This is a genomic window from Allobosea sp. GW821-FHT12C12, from assembly GCF_058807355.1.
Genome location: NZ_JBXAQP010000008.1, coordinates 58,630 through 77,071, shown reverse-complemented (window position 1 = coordinate 77,071; position 18,442 = coordinate 58,630). Strand labels below are relative to the sequence as shown.

25 protein-coding genes and 1 pseudogene are annotated in these 18,442 nt (G+C 68.8%); 10 read left to right on the top strand and 16 right to left on the bottom strand.

The features are described 5' to 3' along the window. Positions 1-39 precede the first annotated feature (39 nt). Positions 40-825, top strand: a complete 786-nt coding sequence (locus AC1RRW_RS13215; RefSeq protein ID WP_492901358.1) for an SDR family NAD(P)-dependent oxidoreductase — start codon at positions 40-42, stop codon at positions 823-825. Here the strand turns inward: AC1RRW_RS13215 and AC1RRW_RS13210 are convergent. The 4 genes and pseudogenes from AC1RRW_RS13210 to ftsY form a co-directional block, all read right to left on the bottom strand. Continuing rightward, positions 826-1,134: pseudogene (locus tag AC1RRW_RS13210) on the bottom strand (RES family NAD+ phosphorylase); the annotation flags it as partial. After that, positions 1,097-1,519: an antitoxin Xre-like helix-turn-helix domain-containing protein gene (locus AC1RRW_RS13205; protein WP_492901221.1), complete on the bottom strand. Its 423-nt coding sequence runs from the start codon at positions 1,517-1,519 to the stop codon at positions 1,097-1,099. The pseudogene AC1RRW_RS13210 and the gene AC1RRW_RS13205, both read right to left, overlap by 38 nt. A gap of 57 nt (positions 1,520-1,576) precedes the next feature. Next, positions 1,577-2,227, bottom strand: coding sequence for a septation protein A (locus tag AC1RRW_RS13200; protein ID WP_492901220.1), 651 nt, complete (start codon positions 2,225-2,227; stop codon positions 1,577-1,579). Then, on the bottom strand, positions 2,224-3,411 hold the full coding sequence (gene ftsY / locus AC1RRW_RS13195) for a signal recognition particle-docking protein FtsY (protein ID WP_492901219.1): 1,188 nt from the start codon (positions 3,409-3,411) through the stop codon (positions 2,224-2,226). Before ftsY ends, AC1RRW_RS13200 begins: the two co-directional genes overlap by 4 nt. Positions 3,412-3,563: 152 nt before the next feature. Here ftsY and AC1RRW_RS13190 point away from each other — a divergent pair, with 152 nt between their 5' ends. The 3 genes from AC1RRW_RS13190 to AC1RRW_RS13180 are packed head-to-tail and all read left to right on the top strand — an operon-like array spanning position 3,564 to position 6,208. Further along, positions 3,564-4,280 carry an RluA family pseudouridine synthase gene (locus AC1RRW_RS13190; RefSeq protein WP_492901357.1) on the top strand — a complete coding sequence of 239 codons (717 nt, stop codon included), beginning with the start codon at positions 3,564-3,566 and terminating at the stop codon, positions 4,278-4,280. Between the two features lie 44 nt (positions 4,281-4,324). Beyond that, a complete protein-coding gene (locus AC1RRW_RS13185; protein WP_492901218.1) occupies positions 4,325-4,990 on the top strand; it encodes a DUF6875 domain-containing protein in 666 nt (221 codons plus the stop codon). 3 nt (positions 4,991-4,993) lie between these two features. Then, entirely contained in the window at positions 4,994-6,208 is a 1,215-nt protein-coding gene (locus tag AC1RRW_RS13180; protein ID WP_492901217.1) for a GNAT family N-acetyltransferase, read from the top strand. A gap of 3 nt (positions 6,209-6,211) precedes the next feature. Here AC1RRW_RS13180 and AC1RRW_RS13175 read toward each other — a convergent pair whose 3' ends face one another. From AC1RRW_RS13175 to AC1RRW_RS13150, 6 genes are all read right to left on the bottom strand, one after another. Continuing rightward, positions 6,212-6,508 carry a 4a-hydroxytetrahydrobiopterin dehydratase gene (locus AC1RRW_RS13175; RefSeq protein ID WP_492901216.1) on the bottom strand — a complete coding sequence of 99 codons (297 nt, stop codon included), beginning with the start codon at positions 6,506-6,508 and terminating at the stop codon, positions 6,212-6,214. Then, complete coding sequence (gene thpR, locus AC1RRW_RS13170; RefSeq protein ID WP_492901215.1) at positions 6,505-7,083, bottom strand: RNA 2',3'-cyclic phosphodiesterase; 579 nt, start codon at positions 7,081-7,083, stop codon at positions 6,505-6,507. Before thpR ends, AC1RRW_RS13175 begins: the two co-directional genes overlap by 4 nt. Before the next feature lie 99 nt (positions 7,084-7,182). Next, entirely contained in the window at positions 7,183-7,953 is a 771-nt protein-coding gene (locus tag AC1RRW_RS13165) for a DUF1223 domain-containing protein (protein WP_492901214.1), read from the bottom strand. 68 nt (positions 7,954-8,021) lie between these two features. Beyond that, positions 8,022-8,957: a lipid A biosynthesis lauroyl acyltransferase gene (locus AC1RRW_RS13160; protein WP_492901356.1), complete on the bottom strand. Its 936-nt coding sequence runs from the start codon at positions 8,955-8,957 to the stop codon at positions 8,022-8,024. A 145-nt stretch (positions 8,958-9,102) separates the two neighbouring features. Then, positions 9,103-10,125 carry a zinc-binding dehydrogenase gene (locus AC1RRW_RS13155; protein ID WP_492901213.1) on the bottom strand — a complete coding sequence of 341 codons (1,023 nt, stop codon included), beginning with the start codon at positions 10,123-10,125 and terminating at the stop codon, positions 9,103-9,105. A 147-nt stretch (positions 10,126-10,272) separates the two neighbouring features. Next, positions 10,273-10,464: a hypothetical protein gene (locus tag AC1RRW_RS13150; RefSeq protein WP_492901212.1), complete on the bottom strand. Its 192-nt coding sequence runs from the start codon at positions 10,462-10,464 to the stop codon at positions 10,273-10,275. A 159-nt stretch (positions 10,465-10,623) separates the two neighbouring features. Between AC1RRW_RS13150 and AC1RRW_RS13145 the strand changes: the two genes are divergently transcribed. Next, on the top strand, positions 10,624-10,842 hold the full coding sequence (locus tag AC1RRW_RS13145; RefSeq protein WP_492901211.1) for a hypothetical protein: 219 nt from the start codon (positions 10,624-10,626) through the stop codon (positions 10,840-10,842). A 266-nt stretch (positions 10,843-11,108) separates the two neighbouring features. On the opposite strand, the gene gluQRS is transcribed toward AC1RRW_RS13145, so the two are convergent. Continuing rightward, positions 11,109-12,005 carry a tRNA glutamyl-Q(34) synthetase GluQRS gene (gene gluQRS, locus AC1RRW_RS13140; protein WP_492901210.1) on the bottom strand — a complete coding sequence of 299 codons (897 nt, stop codon included), beginning with the start codon at positions 12,003-12,005 and terminating at the stop codon, positions 11,109-11,111. Positions 12,006-12,103: 98 nt separating this feature from the next. On the opposite strand from gluQRS, the gene AC1RRW_RS13135 reads away from it, so the two are divergent. Further along, positions 12,104-12,754: a DNA-3-methyladenine glycosylase family protein gene (locus tag AC1RRW_RS13135; protein WP_492901355.1), complete on the top strand. Its 651-nt coding sequence runs from the start codon at positions 12,104-12,106 to the stop codon at positions 12,752-12,754. Here AC1RRW_RS13135 and AC1RRW_RS13130 read toward each other — a convergent pair. Both AC1RRW_RS13130 and AC1RRW_RS13125 read right to left on the bottom strand, forming a co-directional pair. Further along, on the bottom strand, positions 12,744-13,523 hold the full coding sequence (locus AC1RRW_RS13130) for an HpcH/HpaI aldolase family protein (RefSeq protein ID WP_492901209.1): 780 nt from the start codon (positions 13,521-13,523) through the stop codon (positions 12,744-12,746). The genes AC1RRW_RS13135 and AC1RRW_RS13130 overlap by 11 nt on opposite strands. 207 nt (positions 13,524-13,730) lie before the next feature. Beyond that, the gene (locus AC1RRW_RS13125; RefSeq protein WP_492901208.1) at positions 13,731-14,054 is read right to left on the bottom strand and encodes a DUF1476 domain-containing protein; all 324 of its coding nucleotides are present in this window, start codon (positions 14,052-14,054) and stop codon (positions 13,731-13,733) included. A gap of 329 nt (positions 14,055-14,383) precedes the next feature. Here AC1RRW_RS13125 and purC point away from each other — a divergent pair, with 329 nt between their 5' ends. From purC to purQ, 4 genes are all read left to right on the top strand, one after another. After that, complete coding sequence (gene purC / locus AC1RRW_RS13120) at positions 14,384-15,178, top strand: phosphoribosylaminoimidazolesuccinocarboxamide synthase (RefSeq protein WP_492901207.1); 795 nt, start codon at positions 14,384-14,386, stop codon at positions 15,176-15,178. A gap of 62 nt (positions 15,179-15,240) precedes the next feature. Next, positions 15,241-15,789 carry a hypothetical protein gene (locus AC1RRW_RS13115; protein ID WP_492901206.1) on the top strand — a complete coding sequence of 183 codons (549 nt, stop codon included), beginning with the start codon at positions 15,241-15,243 and terminating at the stop codon, positions 15,787-15,789. Between the two features lie 84 nt (positions 15,790-15,873). Continuing rightward, the gene (gene purS, locus AC1RRW_RS13110) at positions 15,874-16,116 is read left to right on the top strand and encodes a phosphoribosylformylglycinamidine synthase subunit PurS (protein ID WP_492901205.1); all 243 of its coding nucleotides are present in this window, start codon (positions 15,874-15,876) and stop codon (positions 16,114-16,116) included. Between the two features lie 4 nt (positions 16,117-16,120). Continuing rightward, positions 16,121-16,810 carry a phosphoribosylformylglycinamidine synthase subunit PurQ gene (purQ, locus tag AC1RRW_RS13105; protein ID WP_492901204.1) on the top strand — a complete coding sequence of 230 codons (690 nt, stop codon included), beginning with the start codon at positions 16,121-16,123 and terminating at the stop codon, positions 16,808-16,810. 35 nt (positions 16,811-16,845) lie between these two features. Here the strand turns inward: purQ and AC1RRW_RS13100 are convergent, their stop codons facing one another. Genes AC1RRW_RS13100 through AC1RRW_RS13090 form a run of 3 tightly spaced genes read right to left on the bottom strand, consistent with a single transcriptional unit; the run spans position 16,846 to position 18,370 of the window. Further along, the gene (locus AC1RRW_RS13100) at positions 16,846-17,439 is read right to left on the bottom strand and encodes a DsbE family thiol:disulfide interchange protein (RefSeq protein ID WP_492901203.1); all 594 of its coding nucleotides are present in this window, start codon (positions 17,437-17,439) and stop codon (positions 16,846-16,848) included. Beyond that, the gene (ccmD, locus tag AC1RRW_RS13095) at positions 17,436-17,612 is read right to left on the bottom strand and encodes a heme exporter protein CcmD (protein WP_492901202.1); all 177 of its coding nucleotides are present in this window, start codon (positions 17,610-17,612) and stop codon (positions 17,436-17,438) included. Before ccmD ends, AC1RRW_RS13100 begins: the two co-directional genes overlap by 4 nt. Beyond that, a complete protein-coding gene (locus AC1RRW_RS13090; RefSeq protein WP_492901201.1) occupies positions 17,609-18,370 on the bottom strand; it encodes a heme ABC transporter permease in 762 nt (253 codons plus the stop codon). Before AC1RRW_RS13090 ends, ccmD begins: the two co-directional genes overlap by 4 nt. Between the last annotated feature and the right edge of the window lie 72 nt (positions 18,371-18,442).

The following is an 18,442-nucleotide window of genomic DNA, read 5'->3' as shown; positions in this document are numbered from 1 at the left end:
AACGAAACGCGACCTCATGATGATCGACGGGGCATGCCGATGAAGCTCGATTCCTCCCTCTCCGCCATCGTCACCGGGGCTGCGTCGGGCCTCGGCGAGGCGACGGCCCGGATGCTCGCCTCGCATGGCGTCAAGGTCGCGCTGCTCGATCTCAACGCCGCGCGCGGCGAGGCCGTCGCGGCCGAGACCGGCGGCGTCTTCTGCGCCTGCGACGTGACCAGCGACGCCTCGGTCGACGCGGCGCTGGCGAAGGCGCGCGCCGCTCATGGCGTGGCGCGGATCGTCGTCAACTGCGCCGGCGTCGCGCCCGGCCGCCGCGTCGTCTCGAAGAAGCGCGACACCGGCGAGCTGATGGCGCACGACATGGCGACCTTCGAGAAGGGCGTCGCGATCAACCTGACCGGCACCTTCCGGATCATCGCCAAATCGGCCGCCGCTCTCGCGGCGCTGGAGCCGGTCACCGCCGACGGCGGGCGCGGCGTCATCGTCAACACGGCCTCGGTCGCGGCCGAGGACGGGCAGATCGGGCAGGCCTCCTATTCGGCCTCGAAAGCCGGCGTCGTCGGCATGACGCTGCCGATCGCGCGCGAGCTCGCCGCCTACGGCATCCGGGTGATGACGATCCTGCCCGGCCTGTTCGAGACGCCGATGTTCGACGGGTTGCCGGAGGAATCGCGCGCCTCGCTCGGCGCCTCGATCCCGTTCCCGTCGCGGCTGGGCAAGGCGAGCGAATACGCCGCGCTGGTGCAAGGCATCGTCGAGAACGACATGCTCAACGGCACGAGCATCCGGCTCGACGGCGCGATCAGACTGGCGGCGAAGTAGTCACAGGATGCGATAAACCGCGCCGGCGCTGAGGTCGCGGTAGAGATCGACCCGTTTGCCGTCCCGGTGATGGTCGAGGCGCCGGCCCTGAACGGGGCTTTTCGCCAGATCGGGATAGAACAGCCCGACGCATTGCCCGCCCGGCCGGCGGATGCCGGGATAGACCACGCCGTCCGAGCCCGTGCTGCGGAGACGCGCGCCGAGCGCCTGACACGGACCAGAATCGTCAGCCGCCGGCACTGGGGCGAAGGCTGGGCTGCCTCCGCGCAGATCATGCAGCCTGCCTGAGATATCGAGCCTGATCTCGCGGAACTGCGAGGTCCAGCCGGGGCGCTCGCCTGTCGCCGAGCATGACTTCCAGCGCCGTGCGGCCGTCGAAGACGGCGTTGCCGGCCCTGATCCAGTCATAGCCGCGCTGCGGCTCGCGAAAGATCAGGAGCAGCGCCTTGTGGATGCCCATCAGGTTGGACAGCCTCGCCCTGCCGTCGCGCGAGATCCGGCCGATCTCGCCGGCCTTCCAGCGCCGGTAGCTGCGCACGGGCAGGTCGAGCAGCGTCGCCGCCTGCTCGTCGGTGACGCGCCAGAGCCGGAACAGATTGATCGCCGCGCGGAACATGGCGGCCGCCTCCTCGTCCGAGATCGGATCGGGAAGGAAGTCGGGCTGGCCGGTTTCGATGCGCAGCGAGGCCGTCATGGCGCTCTCCATTTGCCCAAAGCAAAGAATGCCAAATGGCAATATCAGTGAGTGCCGCTACTCCGCCGCCTCGGCCCGCTTGATCTCGTGCTTCAGGATCAGCGGCGTCTGGGCCAGCGCGAAGGCCATTGTCAGCGGCATCACGCCCCAGACCTTGAAGGCGACCCAGAAATCCTGGGTCTGGGTGCGCCAGACGAGCTCGTTCAGGCCCGCCAGCACGAAGAAGAACAGGCCCCAGCGCAGGGTCAGCTTGCGCCAGCCCGCCTCGTCGAGTTGCAGCACCGTCTCCAGCACCAGCGCCAGCAGCGAGCGGCCGAAATACAGGCCTCCCAGCAGAACGCAGCCGAACAGCGTGTTCACGATGGTCGGCTTGACCTTGATGAAGAAGGCGTCGTCGAGCGCGATGGTGAGGCCGCCGAAGACGCTGACGACGACCGCGTTGACGATCGCCATGCGCGGCAGATAGCCGATCAGGGCGCGCGACAGGGCGAGCGCCACGAGCGAGGCGGCCATGAACACGCCGGTGGCGACGAAGATGCGCCGGTCCTGCGCCACGCCGAACAGCCTGTCGCCATAGGAGTTGGCGAAGAAGAACAGGGCGAGAGGCCCGAATTCGAGCGCGAGCTTGAGCAGCGGGTTGACGGTGCGGTGGTTCGTCGCCTGTTCCGTCACCGCCTCGGCGGTCTCGGCTCCGTTGTCGCTGGTCACGCGGCTTCTCCCAGTCCCGCGACGGCGCGGGCGAATTCCTGGGCCGAGAACGGCTCCAGATCCTCGACGCTCTCGCCGACGCCAATGAAATGCACCGGCAGGCCGAACTTCGCCGCCAGCGCCACCAGAATGCCGCCGCGCGCCGTGCCGTCGAGCTTGGTCATGACGAGCCCGGTGATGCCGGCCGTATGCCGGAAGGCCTCGACCTGACCGAGCGCGTTCTGGCCGACCGTGGCGTCGAGCACCAGCAGCGCCGCATGGGGAGCTTCGGGGTCGATCCTGCGGATAACGCGGACGACCTTGGCGAGTTCATCCATCAATCCGGTCTTGTTCTGGAGGCGGCCCGCGGTGTCGACGAGCAGCACGTCGGCGCCTGCCGCCCTGGCCTTCTGGAGCGCCTCATAGGCCAGCCCCGAGGCGTCGGCGCCCTGCCGGCCCGAGACGACCTCGGCTTTGGTGCGCTCGCCCCAGACCTTGAGCTGTTCGATCGCGGCGGCGCGAAAGGTGTCGCCGGCGGCGAGCATCACGCTCCTGCCCTCGTTGCGGAATTTCTGCGCCAGCTTGCCGATCGTGGTGGTCTTGCCCGAGCCATTGACGCCGACCATCAGGATCACGAACGGCTTTTTCGTGGCGTCGATGACCAGCGGCAGCGCCACCGGGGTCAGGATCGCCTCGACCTCGCGGGCCAGGATCGCCTTGACCTCGGCCGGCTCGATCTGGCGGTCGTAGCGGCCCTCGCCGACGGCCTTCGCGACGCGGGCGGCGGTCGGCAGGCCGAGATCGGCCTGGATCAGGATGTCCTCGAGGTCCTCCAGCGTGCCGGCGTCGAGCTTGCGCCTGGTGAAAAGCTCGGTGATGCCGGTGGTCAGGGCAGAGGAGGTCCGCGACAGGCCTTCGGTCAGCCTGCGCCACCAGCTGCGTTTCGGCTCGGGCGCGACTACCGGCGGCGGCGTCACCGGCGGAGCCTGCACCGGCGCCGGCTCCGGCATCGCGATGGGCAGAGGCGCGGTTTCGCCCAGCAGCGCGTCGGGCGCGATCATGGCGTCGGGCTCGGGTTCAGGCGGCGGCGCGGCCGCAGGCTGAGGAACAGCCTGCGTCTCCGGCGCGGCCGGTTTCGCCGGCTCCTCCCCGATGCCGAAAATCCTGGAGAAGAAGCCGCGCTTGCTCGGATCCTGTTCGCTCATCATGCGTCCCGTCGGCGAGCCACGCCGCACGCGATATTGCGTCGGTGGCCTCACTTCGCTAGCGCAATGCCATGACAGCGCCGGACCGACCAGAGATTTCGCGCGGCGGGGCCGATCCCGCGCCGCCGTTTTCGCTGCTCTATCGCGACGCGATGATGCTGGTGATCGACAAGCCGGCCGGCCTGCCCTCGCATCGCGGGCCGCAGGCGAAGCGCAGGATCATACCCGTGCTGACCGACCATCTCGACGCCCTGCGCTTCGGCCTGCCGCGGCGGCCCGAGGCCGCGCACCGGCTCGACAAGGACACCTCCGGCTGCCTCGTGCTCGGCCGCCATCCGCGCGCCATGGCCGATCTTAACCGGCTGTTCCGCGACGGGCTGATCGGAAAGACCTATTGGGCGGTCGTCGAGGGACATCCGGCACAGGACGAAGGGCTGATCGACTTGCCCCTGGGCAAGCGCGCGCCCGATCGCGGCTGGTGGATGAAGGTCGATCCCGAGGGATTGCCGTCGCGGACGGCGTTTCGCGTGCTCGGACGCGGCGAGGGCGACAGCGGTCCGCTGGCCTGGCTCGAACTGTCGCCGCTGACCGGGCGCACGCATCAACTGCGCGTCCATTGCGCGGCCTCGGGCTGGCCGATGCTGGGCGACGAGATCTACGGCGCGGCCCCGCGCGAAGGCGGGCCCGGACTGCAGCTGCACGCGCGCGGCATCGCGATCCCGCTCTACCGCAAGCGCCCGCCCGTCGCAGTCGTCGCAGCCCCGCCGCCGCATATGCTCGCGGCGCTCAGGCTTTGCGGCTGGTCGGAGGCTTACCAGAATCCTAACGCGCCAGAAGAGCCGGGCCCGGCGGTCGAAACGTTTCCCTAATCTTGGGCTGCTATGGCTCGCGCTTCGGATGCGGGGCGGGCACGATGAGCCAGATCGAGATGGATCGCGTCGGACCACTGGCCGGGCTGGAGGCCAGCGGCGCTTTGTCGAGCTTCGCCGATGCGAAGGCGCGTTGCGCGGACGCCGCTCCCGCCGCCTTGTCGAGCCTCGTCGGCTGGGTCGAGGGCTACCTGATGGCCTCCCACGCCGATCTCGGCCGGACCGGCGCGGTCTGCCCCTTCACGCGCCAGGCCGCCAGGATCGACGCCGTCCGGCTCGGCATCAGCGAGGCCGGGCCGGCCGACGAAGAGGCGGCGTTTAAGCTGATCCGCAAAAGCTTCCAGGCGCTGGAGGCGATCCCGGCCAAGCCCGCCATGGCGCATTTCCGCACGGTGATCGTCGGCTTCCCGAACTGCGGCGGCGAGGACGGCGTCGCAATGCTCAAGCGCATCCAGAACCGCCACAAATTCTATTCGCTGTCGCGCAACCGGATGATCGGCCTGATGCATGCCGATTCCGATGCGCCTGGTCTGTGGAACCCCGATTTCCGGCCCCTGCGCGCGCCGCTGCCGGTGCTCGCCATCCGCCATATGGTCGAGCATGACGCGCCGTTCGCGGCGCGTCATCCGCTGCTGCTCGTGCCCTATCTGGCGCGGTTTCCGCTGGCCGGCGCCAGGCGGCTCCTCGCCCATGTCCGCGCCGGCGTCTGAGCCATGACGCTGACCGCCTCCTTCCGCGGCGACCTGGTCGAGGCGAGGCCTGGCGACCTGCCGCAGGCGACGACGCGCAAGGACGAGATCGCGATCGCCGTCGTCGACACGCCAGACGCGTTCCTCGCCCTGCAGGACGAATGGGATGCGCTTTTCGCCCGTGCGGGCCTGCCGCATCAGGTGTTCCAGCGCCATGCCGTGTTGCGACATTGGGCGCGGCATTATCTCGATGCCGGAACGCGCCTGTGCATCGTCACGGCAAGGCAGAGCGGGCGTCTCGTCATGGTCTGGCCGCTGGCGCGCCGGCGTCACCTCGGCGTGGTCAGCCTGCGCTTCATGGGCGTTCCGGTGGCGCAGTTCGGGGATGTGCTGGTCGAGCGAGCGGGCGATGAGGCCGCGCTGCTTCATGCAGGCTGGGCCGCGCTTCATCAACTCGGCGCGGATCTCTTCGAACTGCGCAAGCTGCGCGCCGATTCGGTGTTGTCGAGATCGGGTCTCGTCGCCGGAGCCGTATTGCGGGAGCGGCTTGACGCGCCCTTCGCCGATCTCGATGCGCGCGTCGGCGCCGGCGGCCCAAGCCAGGCCTATGCCGCGCGCGAGCGCTCGAATCATCGCAGGCGCTTGCGGCGGCTCTCCGAGCGCGGGACGATCGGCTTCGCGATGGCCGGGCCGGGGCAGGAGGCCGCCGATCTCGCTGTCGCCGCGATCGCGATGAAGCAGGCGGCGCTGCTGCGCCATGGCGTGCTCGCGCCGACGATTTCCGATCCGCGCTTCTCGGCGTTCTTCCGCGATCTCGCGGGCGATGCCGAGGGAGATTCGCCGCTGCGGATCGCGATCATCTCCTGCGATGGCGCGCCGATCGGCCTCGACCTTGCGCTCGATTGCAAGGGCGCGAGCTTCGGCCACGTCATCGCGACCCACCCGGAGCATGAGCGCGGCGGCGTCGGCGGCCTGCTCGTGCATCACAGCTTCTCCTGCGCAAAAGCGCGCGGCAATGCGATCTTCGACCTGCTCGCGCCGGCCGATGCCTATAAGTACGAGCATGCCGATGGCGTGACGGCCGTGACCGATTCGGTGCTGCCGCTGTCCTGGAAGGGCCGGCTCATCGTGAAATCCGGCCTGGCGAACTGGCGGCCGCTGCTGAAGCGAGCCCTGCGTCGCCTGCCGCCGCCGCTGACGCGCCGCCTCGCGGCATGGTCCAACAGCGGCAAAAGCTGACGCTCAGCCGGCCATCGCGTCCATCGCGCGCGCCAGCTTGACGTCGAGTTCGGTCAGGCCGTCGGCGTCATGGGTCGCGAGCGTCACCTCGACGGTCTTGTAGACGTTCGACCATTCGGGGTGATGACCCATCGTCTCGGCCAGCAAGGCAACCCGCGTCATCCAGCCGAAGGCCTCGCTGAAATCGCGAAAGACGAAGCGCTTGGCGATGGCTTCGCGACCCTCCGCGAGCTTCCAGCCGGTCAGCGTCGTCAGCGCTTCGTTGCGTGCGTCGGGGCTCAGGCGTTTGGGTCTCGTCATCGCCTCTGCACCTCGCTCCGCGCCATCCGGTTTGGATGGGAGGGGCCGAGCGGATAGGCCGCCTCCAGCACATAGGGCCCGCCGCCGATCGAATCGCGCGACGACATCAGCGCGATCCTGCGCGCCGTGAAAACGATCGGCCGGACGATCGGATGCTGGCCGAGATAATGCGCGACATCGACCGGCGAGACGTCGCGCAGCCGCGCCAGCGTGACATGCGGCGCGAATTTGCGCGCCTCACGCGGCAAGCCGAGCCGGCGCATCAGCCGCTCGATATCGGCCTGCAGCTCGGTCAGCTTCTGGCTCGGCTGGACCCGGGCGAAGACGGCGCGCGGCTTGTCGCCGCCGAAGCTGCCGAGCTGGTCGAGCGCGATCTCGAAAGGATAGCCGCGGATGTCGCCGAGGAACTCGTGCACGTCATGGGCCATGCGGCGGTCGACATCGCCGAGAAAGCGCAAGGTGACGTGGTAGTCGGCCGGCTCGATCCAGCGCGCGCCGACCAGTCCGCCCCGGTGCAGGGTCAGCGCCGACGCGACCTCGGCGGGAATCTCAAGCGCGGTGAACAGCCTCGGCATATCCGACTCAGTGCCAAGTCATTGTGACCCTGGCGAGACGCTACGCTGCGGGGTCAAGTGGGGAAACCCGCTTTCGCGCGATGTCCCCCGCCTTCGCCGCTATCGACCCGCCGCGGCGACGGATCTGGCCGCGCCGATGATGGCGCCGGGCATCATGCCCCAGCGGCCCGGCTGCTCGGCCTGCACCAGCACGACATAGCCGTCGGCATCGCCGATCCTGGCGCTGGCGAGCGGAGTCGTCAGCGTCGTCTCCTTGCCGTCCCAGTCGCCGACCCTGACCAGGCCACGCACGACGTTGGCGTAGGAAATGGTCTTGCCCTGATTCTCGCCACGGGTGATCGTCACGGTGACGATGCGCGTCGTCGGCAAAAGCCAGACGCCGGAGGCGCGTGCGCCTGCCGGATCGGCCGGCGACAGCGCGATCCTGATCGCGTCGCCATCCTCGCCGAGCGCAACGCGCGCCGCAAAGCCCCCCTGCTGGCGGATCGTCCGCTCAAGCTCGACCTTGTCGGAGCCGACGAGGTGCGGGCCGCCATTGATCACGGCCTGGGGCGTGTAGACCTGACCGTCGCCGCGCGCCTTGGCGTAGAATTTCTGGCGCTTGGTGAAGGCGTCGTGGCCGAGCGTGTCCTTCCAGCCGAGATAATCCCAATAGGTCACCGGCATTGTCAGCGTGATCACAGCCGGATCCTTGGCGAGCTCGACGAAGAGCGCGTTCGCCGGCGGGCTGGAGGAGCAGCCCTGGCTGGTGAAGAGCTCGACCACGGCGCGCGGCTGGATGGTCGGCGTTGTCGCTGGCGTCTGCGCATGCGCGCCGCCCAGCATCAGGGCAGCGAACGAACTCAGGACAAGGCGCAGGCGGAGGGTCATGTCTCGTACTCTGACAGTCTTGGAGCATGCGGGCTCTACCAAAGCGCCCAATATACCTCACTTGGAAATCACGTTGCCTTGAAAGCCGGCTTCGGGGCCGGCGTTCGCGCCGCGTCGGCCATGCCCCTGGCGGCGATCATGGCGGGACGCCAGCGCCGGTGCATCCAGAGCCACTGCTCGGGATGCTCGCGGACCCAGCCCTCGACCACGGCCGTCATCATCGCCGTCGCGCCCGCAACGTCGATCTCGCCGCCTTCGTCGCGCGGCAGGTCGAGCGGCGGCGTCAGCTCGAGCCGGAAACGACGGTTGGGCAGTCGGATGACGCGGACGCCGTGCACGGGGCAGTCGAAGCGGCGGGCGAACTTCCCAAGAATCGGATTGGTCAGCGCCGGCCGCCCCATGAACGGCACGACCACGCCGCGGGTAAAATGCTGGTCGATCAGCATGCCGAGATGGCCGCCGCGCTCCAGCACGCCCTGCATGGCGAAGGCCGCGCCCTGTTTCGCGGCGGCGAGCCCGTCCATCGCGCCGGAGCGGATCTCGTGGATGATCGCGGCGATCGCCGGATCGTTGGGCGCGCGGAAGACGGCGGTGGTTTCGAGATCATAGGCGGCGGCGCAGATGGCCGGCAGCTCCCAGTTCGCGAGGTGAGCGGAAAAAATCAGGCCGGGCCTGTCGTCGTCCTTGAGCGCGATGAAATGCTCGATGCCCGAGACCTCGACGCGGGAAGGCGCATCGGGGTTGAGGTAATCATAGTCGAACAGGGTCTTGAGATGGGCGTATTCGGCCGCCGTGCGGCCGAGATTCTCCCAGGCGCGGCGCGCGATGCGCCGGACCTCGGTTTCGGCCATGTCGGGAAAGGCCGCGCGGATATTGGCGAGCGCGACGCGGTTCACCGGAATCAGCGGGCTGACGCTGCGCAGAAGCCAGCCGCCGAGATCGCTCGAACGCTCGGGTCCGAGCAGCCGCAGGAACGCGAACAGCGCGCGGATCAGCCCGATCATCACCGCCGCGCCGGCGCGCGCGGCGAATGTCGTCAGTCGTCCCAAGGTCGGCCCGGCCCCATCGCGCCCGTGCTGTCTTGAGCCTTATCGGGCAGAAAAGGCGACTTGCGGCAGGAAAGCCGCCCCGTCAAGCGTCTCGGTCGGTTCAGAAGGCGACGATGACCTTGCCGAAGACCTGCCGGCCTTCGAGCCGACCGAGGCCCTTCTCGAAATCCCGCAGGGGAAACACCGAATCGATCACCGGCGTCATGCCGCCGGCCATCTTTTCCAGCGACTGCGCGATGTTCTCCAGCCGGCAGCCGAACGAGCCGGTGATGCGGTATTGCTGCTGGAAAAGCTGCATCAGGTTCATCGTTGTCGAGGCGCCCGAGGTCGCGCCGCAGGTGACGAGACGGCCGCCGCGCTTCAGGCAGAGCAGCGAGCCGTTCCAGGTATCGGCCCCGACATGCTCGAAGACGACGTCGACGCCCTTGCGCTTGGTCATCTGGCGGACTTCGCCCTCGAAGCGCTCGGTCTTGTAGTTGACGACGAAATCGGCCCCCAGCTCCTTGGCCTTGCGACCCTTCTCGTCGTCGCCGACGGTGGTGTAGACGGTGCAGCCGATCGCCTTGGCCATCAGGATCGCGGCCGTGCCGATGCCGGAGCCGCCGGCATGGATCAGGATCGATTCGCCGGGTTCGAGCCCGGCATTGTCGAACAGCATGTGCTGCACGGTGCCGAAGCCGATCGGCGCGCAGGCCGCGTGCTCGAAGGAGACGCCCGCCGGAGCCTTGATCACGAGCCTCGCCGACTTGTTGATCAGCTCGCGGGCGAAGCCGTCGATATGGAAGCCCATGATGCCGGCGACGTTCTCGCAGAGATTGTCGCGGCCTTCCCGGCAGGCCTTGCAGCGGCCGCAGGTCTCGGCGCCATAGGCCGTGACGGTGTCGCCGACCTTAAGATCGGTCACGCCCTCGCCGACGCGGACGATCTCGCCCGAGGCCTCGACGCCGGCCGCCTGCGGCATCTTGCGCCTGGCGAAAGCCATGCCGCGAAAGCCCCAGAGGTCGAGATAGTTCAGCGCGACGGCGCGGATGCGGATCTGGACCTCGCCGGCGGCCGGCGGCGGCGGCGGCTCGATCTCCTCCAGGCGAAGATCGCGGTCGGCATGGAGCATCAGGGCGCGCATCGTCTCTCCGGCGTCGAGATCGGCCGACGCGTCGTTGTGGGGTGGGGCGGGCCGTGACTAGCGAGACGGGGCGCGGAAAACAAGCCGCGCGCTGTTTCGGCGTCAGCTCTATGCGCCCGCCGGCCACGACCCTGAGCGGCGTTTCGCTCACGATCCTGCCGTCCTGCGACAGGATCGCGAGATAGTCGCCCGCCGGCAGCGCCGTCTGGAAGGCGCCGTCATCGTTGGTGACGAGATCTTTCGCGTTCCCGTGATCGACTTGCGGGTCTCGCCGATCTCGATGCGCTGGCCGGAGACGGCGGTCAGCGCGGCGACGCCGGCGTTCAGGTCGACCGTCATGCGTTTGTCCCGACCGGAGGCGATCTCGGCACGGATCGTCTTTCTGGCGTTGCCCGCGCCGACGATCATGTCGTAGGGGCCGGCCGCGAGATGGACGATCGAGAGCGGGTCGTAGACCGTCGCGACCCATTCGCCGTCCTCGCCGAACGCCTTTGGCGGATGACGGAACTCGACCGAGAGCCCCTCCTCGACCTTGGGTCCGGCGGCGGCATAGAGCGCATCGACCGCAAGCCGGCCGACGGCGAGCGAGACGGCGAGGTCGATGCTGTCGCCGGCCTCAAAGGCCGTGATCGCGTCTTCCGTGTTGGCGATGCGCAGATGCCGCCCGCCCGCCTCCTCGAACAGGTCGATGATGCTTGGAGATGTCGCAACCGATGAAGCAAGGATGTAAGGTCATGCTGCCTGTCCCTGTGCGACGAGGTCCGCTGGCGCGGACTCGGCCAACTGTTCAGGATGGGTCTCAAGAGCGGGCGGGAGCCGAGCCGGAGCACGGTGTTCACCACCACGGATCCAACGGCTTCCCGCCCGCAACCAACCTCGCACAAATCAAACACACAGGGGTCCATCCCTGGGCGCGACAGGCTCCATGACGGATCCCGGCGGAAGCCGGGATGACGGGGTGGTTCCGTGTGGATCATCCGGCTCTAGCCGAAGCCGAACCGCGCCCTGATCTCGCCGGCCGCCACGCCGCTCGCGCGCAGATCGGCCAGGCTCTCGGAACCCCGGCTCTTGGCGAGCTTGTCGCCGCCGTCGCCCAGCAGCAGCGGATGGAAATGATAGAGCGGCGTCGGCAGGCCCAACAGCTTCTGCAGCACGACATGGATGTCGGTCGCGGCTTCAAGGTCGCGGCCGCGCACGACATGCGTCACGCCCTGCAGGGCGTCGTCGGCCACGACGGAGAGGTGATAGCTCGTCGGCGTGTCCCTGCGCGCCAGCACGACATCGCCCCAGCGGGCCGGATCGGCCATGACGCGGGAGGCTCGCCCGTCCGCATCGAAAGCCGGATAGCCCAAGGCCTCCCCGACCGCAGCGATCGCCCGGTCCATCGCCAGCCGCAGCACATGCGGCGCGCCCGACGCCGCGCGCCGTTCCGCCTCGCCAGGCTCGAGCGCCCGGCAGGCGCCGGGGTAGAGCGGCGCATTGTCGGGATCGACCGGCCAGCTCCCGCCGGCCTCCGCACGCTTTGCCGCCACGGCCCGCTTCGCCTCGCTGCGCGAGCAGAAGCAGGGATAGACAAGCCCCCCCGCCTGCAGTCGCCCGAGCGCCGAGGCATAGTCCGAAAAATGTTCGGATTGCCGCCGCGCCGCGCCGTCGAAGGCGATGCCGAGCCAGGCGAGGTCGCCATGGATCGCCTGCTCGAACTCCGGCCGGCAGCGCGTCTGGTCGATGTCCTCGATCCGCAGCAGCAGCCTGCCGTCGAGCCGCTTCGCGAGATGCTCGTTCGTCAGCGCGGAAAGCGCGTGGCCGAGATGCAGCCGGCCGTTCGGGCTCGGCGCGAAGCGGAACACGGGCATCGCCTGTGCGGGGGAGGATTTCGCCATCGCGCCTGTCTATGGTCTGCGCCGCCGGTGGCAAGAGGGCGCCCGTCTTCCTGCCATGCCCCGGCACGACGACGGACCATAGACACGACATCATGGCCATGACCATTCGCCAGACCATCACTTGCGACGCCGATCTGGAGGAGGGCATGGCGGCGCTTGCCGTCCTGCGGCCGGAATGGCGCGCCATCATCGAACGGACCGGCATGCCGCCGCTGCGCCGCCGCGCCTCGGGCTTCGCGGCGCTGGCCGGCATCGTCGTCGGGCAGCAGCTTTCCGTCGCGAGCGCTCGCGCCGTTCTGGCCCGCGTCGAGAGCGTGCTCGCGCCATTGACGCCCGGGCGCGTTCTCGCCGCGACCGACGAGGAGATGAGGCTGTCCGGCCTGTCGCGACCCAAGCAGCGGACGCTTCGGGCCGTGGCGGCAGCGATCGCCGCCGGCCGGCTCGACCTCGCCGCGCTGGAGGCGGCGCCGCCCGAATTCGTGCACGAGCGCATGACCGCCGTAAGCGGCATCGGCCCCTGGACGGCCGACATCTATCTGCTGTTCTGCCTCGGCCATCGCGACGGCTTCGCCGCCGGCGACCTCGCCATCCAGGAGGCGGCCCGCGTCGCCTTCGGGCTGACGGCCCGGCCGAAGGCGGCCGAGCTCACGGCGATGGCCGAATCCTGGCGGCCCTGGCGCGGCGTCGCGGCACGATTGCTCTGGGCCTATTACGCGAAGCTCAAGGCGCGCGAGGGCGTCAGCCCCTGACGATCTTCAGCGCCGCCTGCGAGGCGGTGCGCAGGAAGGCGGTATCGCTCATCACCGTGACGAGCTTCGCGCCCATCGTCACGAACGCCTTGGCCCGCTCGGCCGATTGCGCATAGATCGCGACCGGCTTCCTGGCGGCCGAGGCGCGCGCGATGATGTGCGCGATCGCCTCGTCGACCTCTGTCGAGGCCGCGTCCACCCGCGCGCCGCCCGAAAGCGCGATCGAGAGATCCGACGGCCCGACGAAAACGGCGTCGATGCCGTCCAGCGCCAGGATGTCGTCGAGAATCGCCATCGCCTCGCGAGTCTCGATCATCGCGAAGCTCATCGAGAAGCGGTTGGCCTCCTTGAGATAGGCGTTCGGATCGAGCCCCGAGGCGCCCAGGCCGCCATAGGACCCCCAGCTGCGCTCGCCCATCGGCGGGTATTTGGAATAGGCGGCGAAGGCTTTCGCGTCGGCCATGGTATTGATCATCGGCGCGATCACGCCGGATGCGCCGGCGTCGAACAGCCGCGAGACGTTCTGGAATTCGCCGACCGGGATGCGCGCCAGCGCCGGCTTGCCGGCGGCGTTGATCAGCGGGATCGCCCGGATCGCCGAGCCGAGCGTGATCGGCCCGTGCTGCATGTCGAGCGTGACGGCGTCGAACCCCTCCTGCGCGATGAGCCCGGCGATGCTCGGATCGTCGAGGCCGAGCCAGGCGGAGAGGATCGTGTCACCCTTGGCGAGACGGTCGGCGAGGGAGGACAGGGTCGTCGGCTTGGCCATGGCGCGTTCTTCCGGTTGGTCTTGTGTCGGGCGAGGCTTCGACGAAAAATCGGTTCCCACTTTTCCGCGCCATGCCCGCCCGCTCTCTCGGCTTGGTGGCTCCGAACTTGGACCGCGCCGGCCCGGAAATGCAAACGGGCGCCCATGCGCCCGTTACAAAGAGGCCCTGCGTCTGACGACGGGGGTTGTGGCGTCAGGCCGATGCGCTCAGCGCCCGGCCTGGATTTCCTCGGCCGTCTTGATCAGGAGCTCGCCCATCACGCGGCGGATCTCGTCGTCACCGATCGCGATATTCGCTCCGGCGAAATCACCCCTGACCTTGCGCAGCACGTCGTCGTCGCCGGCCTCCTCGAAATCGGCGATCACCACGGCCTTGGCATAGGCCTCGGCGTCCGGCCCGGTCTTGCCGAGCTTCTCCGCCGCCCAGAGCCCGAGCAGCTTGTTGCGACGCGCCGTCGCCTTGAAGCGCAGCTCCTCGTCATGGGCGAACCTGTTCTCGAAGGCATCCTTGCGCTGATCGAAGGTCGACATGCGATTCTGGTTCCTCGTCAAAAATGGCGTCAGCATCCGCGATATAGGATGCTGTGCGAGCCGACGCCATCCTGCCGGCCTGTAACAATTTACCCAACCGCCCGCCATACCCACTCCGAAAATCCGGATTTGTTGCCTTTGCAGTGCAGAAGCGCCATATAGCGGGCGCGAAAGCGGCCTCCCGGCCGCCGTCGCATTGAGCCGGCCGGCTCTGCGGTCTAGGCTGATTCGGTTGACGCCGGACTAGAGCCCAGAAAACCGCACCAACCCGGCTGATCAGGGGCCCCGATCCCGCCGCGGGCGACCGCGACCAGAGAAAGGCCGACCTCTTGGATTTCCTCAAGCCACGGTACATCCCCATGAATCGCCGCCGTCGCATCTACGAAGGCAAGGCGAAGGTCCTCTATGAAGGACCCGAGCCCGGAACTTTGATCCAGCACTTCAAGGACGACGCCACCGCCTTCAACGCCAAGAAGCATGAGGTGATCGACGGCAAGGGCGTTCTCAACAACCGCATCTCCGAGCACATCTTCTCGAATTTGAACGACATCGGCGTGCCGACGCATTTCATCCGCCGGCTGAACATGCGCGAGCAGCTCATCCGCGAGGTCGAGATCATCCCGCTCGAGATCGTGGTCCGCAACGTCGCGGCCGGCTCGCTCGCGACCCGCCTCGGGCTCGAGGAGGGCACGCAGCTGCCGCGCTCGATCATCGAGTTCTACTACAAGAACGACGCGCTCAACGACCCGATGGTCTCGGAAGAGCACATCACCGCCTTCGGCTGGGCGACGCCGCAGGAGATCGACGACATCATGGCGCTGGCGATCCGCGTCAACGACTTCCTCTCCGGGCTGTTCTTGGGCGCCGGCATCCGACTGGTCGATTTCAAGATCGAATGCGGCCGGCTCTGGGAAGGCGAGATGATGCGCATCGTCGTCGCCGACGAGATCAGCCCCGATTCCTGCCGGCTCTGGGACATCAAGTCGAAGGACAAGATGGACAAGGACCGCTTCCGCCGCGACATGGGCGGCCTGATCGAGGCCTATACCGAGGTGGCGCGCCGCCTCGGCATCCTCGGCGAGAACGAGAAGGCAGGCCCGACCGGCCCCCGGCTGGTGCAGTAGGCCCCGGGCCTCGTCCCATGAGCCGGACGACACGGCGACCAGGCGAGACGATGCGGGAGCGCTTGCGTTCCCGTTTTCGCGTCGGCCTGCTCGCCTGCGGTCTCGTCCTGCTCTCCGGCTGCATCAATCATTATGGCCCGAGCATCGCCGGGCTCGCCCTCGCCGATGGCTGGCAACCCCTGCCCGTCGGCTCGTGGGTGCTGAACGACGGGCTCAACGTCGAGGCGATGTCGTTCTGCCCGCGCGCGGCTTGCGCCCAGCAGGGTTTCGCGGCCCTGCTGACGCTGGAAGGCGGCGAGGCCGATGCGCTGGAGCGCCAGCTCGGCGGCAACCCGGCCAGGCTCGCCCGGGATTTCGCCAAGCGCGCGGCGCCGGCGAAAGCGAAGACGAAGCCCGCGCCGCGGCCGAAGACCACCACGACCATCGAGCGTTTCACGGAAGACGGCGCCAGCGGCCTTCTGGTCGAGATCAGCGCCGACGACACCGGCAAGCGCGCCGCGGCCGCGATCCTGTTCGCGCGCCAGGACGGACGCCTGAAGCTGGCGCTCGCCGTGAGTTCCGGAGCGAACCGGGCGCGCGGCGAGGCGGCCGCGGCCTGGCGCGGCCGCTGATTCGGGCAAGTCCGGTGCGACAACAGGTTGAGCCGAGGCCGATTCCTCGCTAAGCCACGCCGCGACAGCCCCCGGAGAGCCTCGATGAAAGCCCGCGTCACCGTGACCCTGAAGACAGGCGTGCTCGATCCGCAGGGCAAGGCGATCGAGGGCGCGCTGAAGTCGCTCGGCATCGCCGGCGTCGATTCGGTGCGTCAGGGGAAGGTCTTCGACATCGCGCTGTCTGGCTCCGACAAGGCGGCCGCCGAAAACGCGCTCGAGACGGCCTGCGAGAAGCTGCTCGCCAACACCGTGATCGAGAACTATCGGGTCGAGATCGAGGGCTGACGCCATGAAAGCCGCCGTCATCACCTTTCCCGGCTCCAATCGCGAGGGCGACGTCGCCAGGGCGCTGCGCCAGGCCGGCGCGAGCGTGACGCCGGTCTGGCACGCCGACACGGAGCTGCCGGCCGGCGCCGACCTCGTCGTGCTGCCGGGCGGCTTCTCCTATGGCGATTATCTGCGCACCGGCGCGATCGCCGGCAGGGCCAACATCATGGACGCGACGCGGGCCCATGCGGCGCGCGGCGGCTTCGTGCTCGGCATCTGCAACGGCTTCCAGATCGCCTGCGAGGCCGGGCTCCTGCCCGGCATCCTGATGCGCAACGCCGACCTGAAATTCGTCTGCCGCCGCCAGCGCCTCGTTGTCGAGCGCAACGACACGCCCTATGCGCGCTGCTATGCCAGGGGCCAGGTCATCGACGTGTGCATCGCTCATGGCGAAGGCAACTACATCGCCGATAGCGAGACGCTGGCCCGCCTCGAAGGCGAGGGGCTGGTCGCCTTCCGTTATGCCGACGCGGACGGAAAGGTCACGGCCGCCGCCAACCCCAACGGCTCGCAGAACGGCATCGCGGGCATCTATTCGCCCGGCTTCAACGTGCTCGGGCTGATGCCGCATCCGGAGAACCTGATCGACGGGCTGACCGGCGGCGCCGACGGGCGCGGCATGTTCGCGAGCCTGATGGGCAAGGCGGCCTAGCAACGCCACCGGTTACCAAAACGCGCCGTCGCCGCTCACTTCCCCGCCATCGCCCTGGCCAGCATCCTTCCGGCGCTGTCGGCGTCGAGCGGCCCGACATGCTTGGCGAGGATGCGCCCGTCCGGGCCGATCAGGAAGGTCTCGGGCACGCCGTAGACGCCCCATTCGATCGCGGCGCGCCCGGCCCTGTCGACGCCGACCGCCGAGTACGGGTTGCCGAGCGCGCCGAGGAAGCGCCGGGCGTTCTCGGCCTCGTCCTTGTAGTTGATGCCGACGAGCGCGACCCGGCCCTGCTTCACCGCCGGCGATTCGGACATGGCGAGGAGGAAGGGATGCTCGATCCGGCAGGGCGGGCACCAGCTCGCGAAGACGTTGACGATGGTGGCGCGGCCCTTGGCGAGATCCGCCATCGCGAAGGCCGGCACGGGCTTGCCGCCCTGCTGCAGCCCCTCCAGCGCATCGAGCGCTATCGCGGGCGCGGGCTTGCCGATCAGCGCGGACGGCACCTTGCTGGCATCGCCGCTGAGCAGTCCGGCCAGAAAGACCAGCGCCAGCGCGCCGAACAGCAGCAGCGGGATCGCGAACAGCCACGGAACACGCCGGCGCGGCGCGGTGTCGGTCTGGTTCATGGCGCGACTTCCTTCATGGAACGCCGGCCGGCGCCGCGCTCTTCCAGCGCCGCCAGCGCCCGCTTCTGCGCGGCATGGTCGCGCAGGATCGCCAGCACGAGCCCGCCGAGGATGAGCGCGACCGCGCCATAGGACGCCAGGATGAAGCCGGCATGCGGCCCGAGCGCGTTCATGCGGCAACGCCCGCCAGCGCCAGCCTGTCGAGCCGCTCGGCTTCGAGGATCGTCAGCGTGCGGACGCGCCGACGCATGATCTCGGCCCGCATCGCCACGAGATGCAAGCCGAGCGCCAGCAGCGTGAAGCCGATGGCGAGGATCAGCAGGGGCCACAGCATCGAGGGGTGGATCGTCGGGCCGCCGGCGCGGAAAACCGAGGCCGGCTGGTGAAGCGTGTTCCACCAGTCGACCGAAAACTTGATGATCGGCACGTTGACGAAGCCGACCAGCGTCAGGATCGCGACCGCGCGCCCGGCGCGGCCGGGATCGTCCAGCGTGCGCCAGAGCGCGATGATGCCGAGATAGATCAGGAGCAGGACCAGCATCGAGGTCAGCCTGGCGTCCCAGACCCAATAGGCGCCCCACATCGGCTTGCCCCAGAACGCGCCGGTGAGCAGGCAGAGCAGCGCGAAGCAGGCCCCGATCGGCGCGGCCGCCTTCTGGGCCACGTCCGCCAGCGGATGCCGCCAGACCAGCGTGCCCAGCGCCGACAGCGCCATCATCGTGTAGAACATCAGCGCGAGCCAGGCCGCCGGGACATGCACGAACATGATCCGGATGGTCTCGCCCTGCTGGTAGTCGGCCGGGGCGACGAACCACGCGAGATAGAGACCGGTCGCCAGCAGCAGCGCCGACGCGCCGGCCATCCAGGGCAAGAGCAGCATCGACAGCCGCATGAAGCGGGTCGGATTGGCGAGGTCGGTCAGGCTCGGCATGGCTCGGGGTCGAATGGCGGCGCGGAGCGCGCAGCTTTCGATCTAAACCCGCAACCTGTCCTGCACAATGCG